Origin of the sequence: Mesomycoplasma dispar (assembly GCF_000941075.1) — a bacterium.
Lineage (GTDB): Bacteria > Bacillota_I > Bacilli_A > Mycoplasmatales > Metamycoplasmataceae > Mesomycoplasma > Mesomycoplasma dispar.
Genome location: NZ_CP007229.1, coordinates 1,051,097 through 1,062,500 on the forward strand (window position 1 = coordinate 1,051,097; position 11,404 = coordinate 1,062,500).

General features: G+C 29.9%; 8 protein-coding genes (1 of these 8 only partly in view). 5 read left to right on the forward strand and 3 right to left on the reverse strand.

Annotation, left to right across the window (positions count from 1 at the left end; all coding sequences use genetic code 4):
- Nucleotides 1–90: 90 nt before the first annotated feature.
- Complete coding sequence (locus MDIS_RS04015; RefSeq protein ID WP_052506241.1) at nt 91–3,654, reverse strand: P110/LppT family adhesin N-terminal domain; 3,564 nt, start codon at nt 3,652–3,654, stop codon at nt 91–93.
- Between the two features lie 21 nt (nt 3,655–3,675).
- Complete coding sequence (locus MDIS_RS03815) at nt 3,676–7,257, reverse strand: P97 family adhesin (RefSeq protein WP_052506242.1); 3,582 nt, start codon at nt 7,255–7,257, stop codon at nt 3,676–3,678.
- A 298-nt stretch (nt 7,258–7,555) separates the two neighbouring features.
- On the opposite strand from MDIS_RS03815, the gene MDIS_RS04020 reads away from it, so the two are divergent.
- From MDIS_RS04020 to MDIS_RS03830, 4 genes are all read left to right on the forward strand, one after another.
- On the forward strand, nt 7,556–7,867 hold the full coding sequence (locus tag MDIS_RS04020; protein ID WP_052506243.1) for a DNA cytosine methyltransferase: 312 nt from the start codon (nt 7,556–7,558) through the stop codon (nt 7,865–7,867).
- Between the two features lie 248 nt (nt 7,868–8,115).
- On the forward strand, nt 8,116–8,247 hold the full coding sequence (locus MDIS_RS04500) for a hypothetical protein (protein ID WP_276240847.1): 132 nt from the start codon (nt 8,116–8,118) through the stop codon (nt 8,245–8,247).
- 206 nt (nt 8,248–8,453) lie between these two features.
- A complete protein-coding gene (locus MDIS_RS03825) occupies nt 8,454–8,915 on the forward strand; it encodes a hypothetical protein (RefSeq protein WP_129640163.1) in 462 nt (153 codons plus the stop codon).
- A gap of 215 nt (nt 8,916–9,130) precedes the next feature.
- On the forward strand, nt 9,131–10,189 hold the full coding sequence (locus MDIS_RS03830) for a hypothetical protein (protein WP_044635709.1): 1,059 nt from the start codon (nt 9,131–9,133) through the stop codon (nt 10,187–10,189).
- A gap of 132 nt (nt 10,190–10,321) precedes the next feature.
- Here MDIS_RS03830 and MDIS_RS03835 read toward each other — a convergent pair whose 3' ends face one another.
- Nucleotides 10,322–11,125, reverse strand: coding sequence for a hypothetical protein (locus MDIS_RS03835; RefSeq protein WP_044635710.1), 804 nt, complete (start codon nt 11,123–11,125; stop codon nt 10,322–10,324).
- Between the two features lie 249 nt (nt 11,126–11,374).
- Here MDIS_RS03835 and MDIS_RS03840 point away from each other — a divergent pair, with 249 nt between their 5' ends.
- Nucleotides 11,375–11,404: the 5' portion of a hypothetical protein gene (locus MDIS_RS03840; RefSeq protein ID WP_044635711.1), read on the forward strand. It continues 432 nt past the right edge of the window; the window shows 30 of its 462 coding nt (coding positions 1–30); its start codon is at nt 11,375–11,377; its stop codon lies off the right edge, out of view.

The window sequence follows — 11,404 nt, forward strand, 5'->3', positions numbered from 1 at the left end:
GTGTCCTAGTTAACTGATTGTTAGTCTAATAAAAAAGCACTAATTTAGCAATTAGTGCTTTTTTCATAAATTATTTAATTTTGTTGAAAATTAATCTTTAAATTCTCTAATAAAATGATTTGTTAATTCAGAAACTGCTTCGTGGTTATTAACTAAAGTTGTAGAATCATAAACTGCAAATCCTTTGAATGTGATTGTGGCAGCGTTTAACTTTCTAGGTGATAGGTTTTGATGTTGTTGCTGTTGTGGAGGTTGTTGCTGTTGTTGTTCAGGTTGTGGATTTGGTCCTAAATTTGATCAGTTAAGATTTTTTTTATGACTACGTGAAACTGATAAATCAACAAAAGAAGCAATTTTTTGGGTATAAGGATTTTTTGCATTTTTTGATGTTAATCAAAAATCATATTTGTCATCTTTTTTAATAATCGTTAAGAATAATAAATGATTTTCTTTAATAAAATCAAAATCATCAACATCGGTTTTGTTAATGTTTCTTTGCCTGAAAGGATCAGGATCGCGTGGAGCGCCAAAGTTTAATGAGATTAGAGTTTCTGGCGGTTTATCTGAACTTCCAGATTCATCATCGATAAATAAATTTGAATTAGCTTCGGTTTGCCCCTCAAGACCAGAAATTAGTGCTAAAGTTGATTTTGAACTTTTTGGTGGTGTGTTAGGTTCTTTTGGATTCGGCTCTATTCCTAAAATGAACTTGTGAGTGTTGTCCTTCATTTTTTGTTTTTTAATAAAAAGCCCAAGTCCTTCGTTTGATGAAAATAAGTGATGTTTTTTACCATCGGAAACATTTTTAACACTAAACGCAACAAGAATTACACCTTTTTTAAGAATTAGAGAATCTTCAGAGGGGGAAACAGTTGTTTCATTTTTTTGATCTTTGCTATTTTCTGCTGGTGCTGTTTTTTTCTGTTCAATTTTAATAGCTTTTTCAACGCTAATTCCATCTTGATTAACAGAATTTAAAAGCTGTTTCTCTTTGTTATTATCGCTAGTAGCAGAACTTTTGTTAATTAAAAATACAGCATCATTTCGATTTAATGCAGAAATTTTATCAATCTGACCAGTTGAATTTCTTTCATGATTTTTCCTAAAATCAAAAAACACGGTTGGATTGTAACTTCTTAAAAAATCATAACCAGGTTGATCATCTAGACCTTTGATTGAAAACACAACTTGTGCATTTTGCAAATCTGAAGGTTTTCCAGTTTTTGGTGAAAAACTGAGAACAACATCAATTTGTTCTTTATTTTTCTTAAGGACATCATATTTGATATTTGTATCGCCGAGAACAGAATAATTTGATTTTTGCAGGAATTTTCAAAGTTTAACCCCTAAACCTTCAAAAGATCAGTTTTTAATAATTTCTTTTTCATCATCTTTAGAGGTTTTAGGTGAACTTTCTTTTGCTTCTTGGAAAGTTGTTGCGACTGCTGAAACGGAAGACGAAGTTGATGAAGCTGAAGTTGCAGATTCGGGAGTGGAGGCAGAAGAAGAACTAGATGATTCAGTTGAACCATTAGTTCCAGCATTTCCAGCATTTCCTGCAGTTTGACTTGAATTTTCACTAGGTTTTGCTGTTTCTGGTTCAGGTTTTGGTTTTGGTTTTGCTGCTTCTGCTTCAGGTTTTGGTTTTGATTCTTCTTTATCAAATTTTGAAGCATAAAGTTTCTTATAATTTTCAAGTTCAGCTGAATTTTTAGGTTGGAATCCGCGATCTAAAAAGTGAAGTGTTGCTGCAACATCGTTAAAAGTTTTTCCATTTTTAGCGTTCTCAACGACTTCGCTAACTAAAGATTTAACGTGTTCTAATGTTAAAAGTTGTTCGTTTGGATTTTTACGGAATTTAAAAGTTGTAGAAAGTAAATCAAAATTAGATGAACTTTCACTATTCAAATTCTCCAAATTTTCCAATTTTTCTAGTTTTTCCGGGTCTTTTTCTAAAACTGATGACAATAATTTTCTTTGATTTTCGTTATAATCAAGTTGAACATCAATATTAGTTTTAAAACTTCCTAAATCAAGTAAAACTACTTTGGAATTATTACCCTTTCCAACTCTTGAAAGTGATGTTCTTAAAACTGGAGAATAATTTGATTTAACAAATTCGCTTTCAAGATACGGTGCTTGCACGTTAAGTTGTTTTTTAACGCTAAAATTAACTTCAAGTGAAACTTTTTGATCTTGTAAAAGTTTATCTGTTTGTTCTTTAGTTAAATTTTTAGCAAAATTAATTGAATTTACTTCGATAAAGTAAGAATCAAGTTCTGAAACTGGAATGACTTTGGATTTAAGATTGAAAAAACTTGAAAAATCTTCACGGTTAATTTCAACTTTTTCAGTTTCCTTTGATTTTTCAGGTGTTTTTGGTTCAGTTTTAGGTGCATCACTAGGTTTTTCACCTGGTTTTTCAGAACTTTTACCTGCATCAGTCCCACTTTGGCCGGAATCTTGGAATTCTTGCACAGAAACAGGAGTTTTTTCCGCTTTTGGTGTTTGAGATTTTCCAAATTTCGCTAAAACTTTAGCTAAATTAGCTGGATTAGTATCGCTTTTGTAAATAGTTTCCGCCAAACTAAGTTTGTCGCGAACTAGTGCAAGTTGCACAAAAGGTTTGACTTGGACAAATTCTTTAACTTTTGCAAGAATATCTTTTTCAGCTTTTTTAACATCATATTCTAATTTTTTAATTCCGGTGATCGGAAAGTCGAATTCTTGGACTAATTTTCCAGATTTGTCAAATAACTCAAAAGTAATTGAAAGTGTTCCGTTTTTGTCATCAAGGTTTTTGAAAACTAAATTCTGAACTTTTAAGAGATTTTCGACTCTTTTGTTTTCATCTTCGCCGATTTTTACCAGTTTTTCTTGTTTAGCTTTTTCATTTAGGGAAGTTTTTGGTGCTAAAACATAACCTTTTTCCAAAATTGTTGGAAGTCCTAAATTATTAACTAAATTATAACTTAGACCATTTTCGAGCAAAGCATCGGAAAAAGCTTGTGAACGTGAGCGAGTTTTTTTGTAAGCAGTTTGAAAGTCATTATCAACTTTGAAAGCAACCTCAGATGCAATTAAATTTGCACTTTTTGAACCAGAAACTGTTAAATTTGACTTTGCAAGGTCAATTTGGAAATTAACTAAATTTCCATCAGAAGTATCAGTTGCAGCAAAACCTCTAAGGTCAGTTTTTTTTGAATAAGTCAGTTTCAACTGATCTGAGTGTGCAAAAACAACAACATTTTTCACTTCTGAACCAGAAACTGAAGCATTTTCGATGTTCAAGACTACACGAAATCTGTGTTTTGTTATTGGTGAAAAATCAAAAGCCTGTAAAAAGTTGAAAGAATACGAAGGGTTTTTTGCTAAAGCCAGCGCCGTTTTTGCTGATAAATTTTTGTATTTATCAAAAATTTTCAAATTATTAACAGCATTAATAAAATCTTCTTCAGAAAAAGTTGTCTCTGTTTTTAAATTAACAACTTGATTTTTATCAACATTTCCATAAACTTGAGATCCATAAGATCTTTCAAAAATTGTAAGTCCGATTGGAACAGCAACTATAGTTGTTAAAATTGCAGTAACTGAAAATCCAGTAGAAATAATCGTTTTACCATTTTTTATATTTTTATCATTTTCTTTAAACATTTTTGTCCTTTTTTTCTGTTTTTAATTAGAAGGAGATGTAGTTACTGAAGAAGTTGCTGACGAATTTTTAATAGTTTCATCTAAAACAACACGAACTTGGAAATATAAAACCGATTTGTTTGAAGGTTGACTTTCTTGAGTGCCAGTTTTTTCAACTTGAAGATTGACAATTTTGTATCTTTTTGGATTAAAACGATCTTCATCTTCAGAAATAACAGAAACTTTAAGATCTTTGTTATGTTCTTGAACTTTTGCTTGAATTTTTTTGAAATGTTCGGTTTTGTCGAAATGATGAGAAGTTTCAGAATCTGAAGAATCTTTTTTATTAATTTTATCAAAATCATCTTGACCAAGATAAACTAACGAAAATGAAGGCGGAATAGTTAAAACTGCTTTGTTAAGTTCTTCTTTTTCCTTGGAATTTGAAGCGTTTTTGTTCAACCACAAACTTAATTCAATTTTTGGGGTTTTATATTTAACATCCTTAGTTTTAACATCAAAAACTTCGTAATGATAAGTTAATTTGTATGCTTCAAGTCCGTTAGGAATGTGTTCGGTAGTTGAATCAGAACCACTTGAACCTGTAGAATCATTTTGTTTTTCAAAAACAATTTTATAATCTAAATCATCGCCAAGTTTTGATCAAGCACTAAAATTGTTTAATTCTTTTGCTTTAAAATAAAAAGCTAATAAAACATCCTTTAAATTTCTGAATTCTTGAGTTTTATCGGTAAAGAATTTCTTGATTTCTGTTTCAATTGAAGTTGGATCAGAAGAAGCAACTCCTGAACCGCCTTTTCCGCCAACGGCAGAACCAGCAGAACCAGAACCATTTTCATTTGTTGTTGCTTTTAGTATCGATGAATTTGTGGTTTTTAATTTTTCTTTAATTTCACTAGCTTTTTTCTGCAAGTCTCCATAAAGCGAACTATCAGAAGTTCCACTTCCGCCTTTTCCGCCAACGGCAGAACCAGAACCACCTGCACCAGTTTGTAATTCGACAGAAGAATATTTATTCAACTCTTCAAAAATTGCATCATCATCTTGATTTTGAGTGAATTTTTTAGCAACTTCTTTTGGTAAAAACAGATTGGAAATTCAACCTCGATTATCAAATCCTAAAAATTGATTGTTGAAACCAAGTGCATAAACTGGATTTTCTTCTGTTACATTAAGTTTAATACCTGCTGCAGAATTAAAGACATTACCATCTCTAATATCTTTAGCACTTAATTTAGTGGATTTATCTACTAAATTAAGTGCTTTTGCAATTTCAAGTAGATATTCTAAAACTTGCGCTGGATCCATTTGTGCTAAATGTGCATAAAATGCAGCAACATCAAAATCATTAACAAAAAACTTATCAGATTTTAAAGACTTAACTTTGTATTCAGAAGCAATTGAGTTATTTTCTTTGAAATCGGCAAAATCTTTTAAAGTGGGAAAGTTTTGCTTTCCAACTCAAGCTTTTAACATTCCTTCATTTGCATCAAAATTATAAGCATATTGGAAAGGGTTTCCAATAACTTTTTTGATTTCTTCAGCATTTGATTCTTTCGTAGTTTTACCGTCGGTTTCGGAACTAGTTCCACCGATTAAAGCTTCAAGTTCAGCTTTGGAAATGTATCCAGTCGAAGAAGAAACTGTGATTTTTTTGGGTTGAGAAGTTTGGGGTGAAGATGTTGTGGCCGCGTTAACCGCGACAGTAACAGGTTCTGAAGATTTTGTAGGCAAACTGTCAACTGTATAAAATTCTTTACGAGTTTTGTCTAAATTGTCATCAGCTTGTCCGTTTTGTGTTGAAGCGTCTGCTTTTTTGAAAAAAGGAACTTCAAAAGTTGTCTTTTTTGATTTGAGAATTTTATTATTTGAATCCCCAAAAAACCCAGAATAAAGGTTAATAGTTACCGGAATTTCAAGAATTTCTTTACCATCAGAACCATCTTTGGTTTTGGCGTTAGCAACATCCAAAAAATAGTCGACTCCATCAGTTTGACGGTCTTTAAAATAAGGGCTAAATTCTCCAAAATCCAATGAAATCGGTTTAATTAGCAAATCAGAGTTAATTTTATCTACAAAGGCTTTTGATTTTTCTTTTAAGGAACGGTAGATTTTTTTGTTAAATCCAGCAAGAAAATCATTGACTTTTTGCGTAGAAACTTCTAAATATTTGGTCAAATCTTCTTTTTTGGACGTTTCTTCGGTTTGAGAAGGTTGGGATTGTTGTTCTTGTGCTTGCGATTCTTGCTGTTGTTGTTCTTGAGTTTGTGATTCTTCCTGTTGTTGTTGAGGTTGTTGCTGTTGAAAATTTGTAGAAGATACTTGAATTAATGTAGGAATTTCTGTTTGACTACCTAAAGTAGAAGCTGCGGCTGCGGCAGGAGCAGTAGCAGCTGCAGATGATGAATCATCAACACTTTTTGATGTAACTTTAAAATCTTTAAACTCTAGTTTTCGAAGACTGATTTTGTTTAAAATTTCCTCAATATCGGCAAAATAAGTCGGTGATTTCGTGCTAACAGATGGACTTTTACTATCAGTTTTCTTAGTTTTTTCCCCTTCTGTAGTTGTAGAAGTTGAACTTTCCCCTTCAGTTTGTTCTCCAGTTTTTGGAGTTTCTACCTCTTTTTCTTTATTTTTCCCACTTTCGGATGCCGGAACTAAATTAACTTTTTCTAACATTTGAACTTCTTGGATGTTTAGTCCTTTAAGTTCAAATTTTGCATCGTTTGTAAGTTCGGCCTTAACTAAAAAACTTGGTACTGAATTTGAATCAAGAGCAATAAAATCGTTAGTTCCGGAATGTCTTTCTAAACTAAAGTTAAAAATTTTACCTTTTCTGAAAGGTAAACTGTTATTTTTATCATCGTTTAATTCGTAAATAATCTTTTGAAAATCAGGAAAATATTGGGAAATTCGCTCAATCGCTTCTTCTTGAGTTCCGGATTTATTAATATCACTAGCAAAATCTTCGACTCTTGTAAGTGAAGGAATTTTTTGGGAAATTATCAAACTATTTTCACTGGCAAAATTTCTAGTCAAATCTTTTTTACGTAAATTTTGAATGTTTTCTTTAAAACTTTCAGTGATTTTTTCTAAATTTGCGTTAAAATCAGCAAGCGCAAATTGAGAACGCTGTGCAAAAGTAATTTTTTTGCTTAAAATTGTTGAATAAGCAGTGTAATTATTATCAAGTTGGTGTTTTGCCCGGAATTGAAGTTCAAAACTTTGGTCTTCATCGTTTGGAATTAAGTTAACAAATTCAAAAAAAGGCTTATTTGGTGTAAAAGTAACGTCAAATCTACGAATTTTAGAATTATATGTTGTGTAAAAAGAGATAAATTTATTTAAATCGATGTTAGGTAACAACTTCCCGTTTTCGTCAAAAAGTGTCGCTTTTATTTGCTTATAAGTAGTAGAGTTATCAAAAACGTCAGATTTAAAAGCAACATTTTTAACACGAGAGACTAGATTTTCTAGTTCGGCACGAGGATTCTCGCCTGTATAACGAATACGGGTTACGAGTCCGATGGTTGTTGCAAAAACTGCAACACCAACAATCGCCGTCGCTGCTCCTATGAAAGTATTTTTGTTCTTTGCCATACTGTTTCCTTTTTTTAAAATTAGATTATAAGAAAATTATACCACAGCAGACCCTGAAATCAAAGGTTTTTACCTTTATTTAGTGGTATAAAATTGATAAAAATTATTTAAAAACAGTAAAAATTGATATATCTTAAGTCTAACAGCAAAACTTTTAAAGCTAGTTAACTTCTTAAAATTTTCCCTGAATTTAAAAGTTATTTTATCATAATTTTGTATTTATAAATTGTTCTAAACAATAAATTAAAAATAAAATTATGATAAAATAAACTTAATTTGGAGATAGAAACTTGTATAAATGAAAAAGATTATCGATTTGTTTGCTGGTGCTGGCGGATTTAGCGCTGGCTTTGAAATGGCAGAGTATAAAACTGTTTTTGCGCTTGAAAAAGATGAATGAGCCGCACAAACTTACCAACAAAATCATAAAAACACTCTCGTTTCAACGGTTGATATTCGTAAATTTAGTGATTTAGAAGTTAAAAACCTACTTAAAAAATATGAGAAAATCGAAGGAATAATTGCCGAACCGCCTTGTCAAAGTTTTAGTTATGCTGAAAAAAACAAGGAATTAAGATGAACGTGGCAAAATCTTTTTACATTATGCTAATTTTTTAGAGCAATTAGAGCCTAAAATGTTTCTTTTTGAGTTTTGAGAATGTAAAAGGTCTTTTTTCGCATAATAAAGGGTAAACTTTCAGTGCTATTTTCAAGATTTTTGCTAAAAAGGCATAAAATCCAGTATAAATTTTTAACGCAGTTGATTATGACGCGCCCAAAAGTGGGAGAGAATAATTGTTATTGGAATTCGTAATGATTTAGTTTCAAAAACTAGTTTCACATTTCCTGAACAAGAAAATGAAAAAAACTCTTGCTGATGTGCTAAAAAACCTTCCAAAAAGTTTGTGTGGTAGTTATTCTGCTAAAAAAGCTGAACTTTTTGCGTTTGTCGCTCCAGAAGATTCTTGAAAAATATTGATCGGAATTTAGCGTGCGAATATATGAAAAAAACTTGAAATTCAGGCGGAGGAAAACATAGAATTTTACGTCGTTTAAGTTTTGCAAGAACCAAAGAGATCGGCTTAAAAATTAAGAAGCTTTGCTAAAAATTTAAGAAAAAATAAATTTTTAGAAAAAGTGAATTTTTTTTGCTAATTTTTTCTTTTAATAATAAAAATATTTTATAATTTTATATTATGAACTACGAGGAAAAACAAAGACTTTTGAGTTTTTTTAAAATTTTAATTTTTATTTGACTTGCATTTCGTGCTGTAAAATTTGTGATTGGAAAAATTTTATTTTTTGTTTACATTCTCCCAATTTTAAAAGGTTTTTTTAGCGGCTACAGTGAACCTGTATTTTTAACTAAAGACATATTGGCGCTTATAATTATTTGAATTTTATTGTCTGCTATAACTGGGGTTTTATTCGTAATTTACATCATAAAAATAAATATACCAGAAGAAATTTTTCTCGATATTCAGCAAAATCGTCTATTAATGTCGAGATTTTTGGCAATTAGAATCACAGCGATTATCGGATTTTTTATTGGTTATATTGGAATAATTTCGATGATAATGTTTTTGTTACTAATTTTACGACACAAAAAAGAATTACTAAAAGATGATGAATTAGTGATAGATAACAACCAAATTTAAAAATATAAGAAAAATAAAAAATCTAAATTTTTAGATTTTTTTATAATTTTTTAAATATAGTTTCAAAATATCATATAATTGAAGTTATAGCCTTTCATAAAATTTCATAAGTTGGATAGTATATATTTTCAATATATTTTTCATGTTTCGTTCTTTTTATTTTTTAAAGAATTAGGGTTAACGCTCTTTTTTTTATTGCTAAAACCTGGGAAAAAATGTCCACAAAATTAAACAAAAAAACAATTAAAAACATCTTCAAACTCACTAATGTTACTAATTTTGCTTTTGCCACATTGCTGATTTCCACTCCTTTAATTACGGCAGTCGCCCCTTCAAACTATAAAATTAGTAACAATTTCAAATCTACTGCGCCTGATTTTGCCAAAGAATTTAAGTCAACGTTAGAAGAAGAAGCTAAAAACACGCTTGAAAATCTAGAATCATATGAATCTGAAAATTTTGCTAATTTTTCAGGCGGACAATCTGATGTTACAAGACTAAAAAATTCATCTAAATTCAAAAGTGATTTTAACAACTTTATTGATAAAGTTAAGGAAAACCCAAATTTAGATCTTGAAAAGTTAGCAAAATCAACTCTTGCAACCAAAGGGATTGATTTTGATAAAATCAAAAGTCAATATGATGCAAAAATAAAATCAAGTATTGCTTCTCCGACTGCGACAAATTTTCAAAGTCGTTCACTAACTTTTACCGAAATTTTAACTAATAATAAACCTTTTGGCAATATGTATTTGCCTTGAGATCCCCAAAAAGTAAATACACAATATATCAGAATTCCGGATCCAAAAAAAGACCCTTTAGTTAAAGGATTTTTGGATAAACTATGAGCTTCGCACGTAAAATCCGCTGTTTTTGCAGCAATAAATTTTGGACTTGCGGTTGCTTATGGATTTACTTTTAACTTTGTTGCCGCGGTTTCTGCGGGTGCATCAGGTGGAATGCTTACCTACCTTGCCGTCGAATACAAACAAGCTTATAATAAATTAAATCAGTCAACTGTTGATATTTCAAACCAAGTACAAAACAATTTATCATCCACAAATCAAGTTCTTGGAATTATTGGAAGTATTAATAAATGGGTTCGAAGTGTTTTAACAATAATCGGAACCGTTAGAAGAATACAAGCAACTGTTCGTCCAGCTTTAGTTGCAGCAAGTTGAGCATCAAAAGTAGAAATTGTAATCGCACTAATCGATGTAACACAAAGTTTAGTTAGCGAATTAACTGATCGTTTAGGTAATTTTGTTAAATAATTTTCTAAATTAGCAAGTAAATTACAGTGTTTTTATACAAATCTCATAAAAACTAGAAAAGTTTTTATGAGATTTTTTTATTCATTAGCAATTATTAAAACTGAATTTGGAAACCAATAAGAAATTTTGTTTTTAAGAAAAAACGGATTCAAAACTTATGTTTTTAAGAGTATCAATTTTATTTTTGTCGACCAAAAGGATGTAAGATTTAAATCAATCATAAGCGCCAATTTTTTGAACAATTGCCGCATTTGCGCGATAATTTTGAAATTTTCACTCTAATTTTATAGTTTTAGATTTTTGATCGAAACTAAAATCAACAAGATTTAAACCTTTTTCTCTTCGATCGCCTCAAATTCCAAAAAGTTGACTAACATAATTATTTAAAATTATCACATCTTTTTCTGCCAAATTAACCTCTTTAAGCAAGTGATTAACATCTTTTTCAATAGAAGTTCTTAAGAAAAATTCTTGAGAAGTTTCGTTTGATTTTTTCTTGTTAGTCATAATTAAATCTACGAGGTCGTTAGTATTTTTGATTAAATAGGCGTTTTGTAGTTGTTTACTTTTAAATTCTAATCCGTTTTTTTGAAAAGAAGGTTGTGGATTTTTGCTAACAAAAACGTATTTATCGCGAAAATCATTAAAATTATTGACTAATTTTGATTCGATTACTGTTGTTTTTGGTCTTTTTTTTGCTTTTTCTCGATCAATTTCATCAACAAAAAAGGGTGGCTCAACTCCTTCAAAAGTAAGAACATTTTTTTTAGCATTTCAAAATTGATGTTGACTTATTTTGGAAAATTGATATTGATTTTGAACATCATAAACATAAACCAAATATCCACCAACCGAAATTAAAATTGCACTTTGAACTCAAAACCACATTCCAATAGAGAAGAAAGTTCAAAAATTACTTTTACTATTTTTTAACATAGGTTATAACCGCCCAGGTAGATTTTTTCTTCAGAATCATATTTTCTTATAAATTTATAACTAAATTATATTATAAAATAAATCATAATTTAGTAAAATCTATACTTTTATATCAAAAAAGGTATATTTATTTTTTATGCTTTAAAATTTAGAAGTATTTTTAAAGCATAAAAAAACAAGATGAAAATGCCAATACATAAAATAGATTTCTAGCGTTCAAAAAAAAAAAAAAAAGTATAATTTAATATTATGACTATTAATAAAAAAGACAAATCTTTA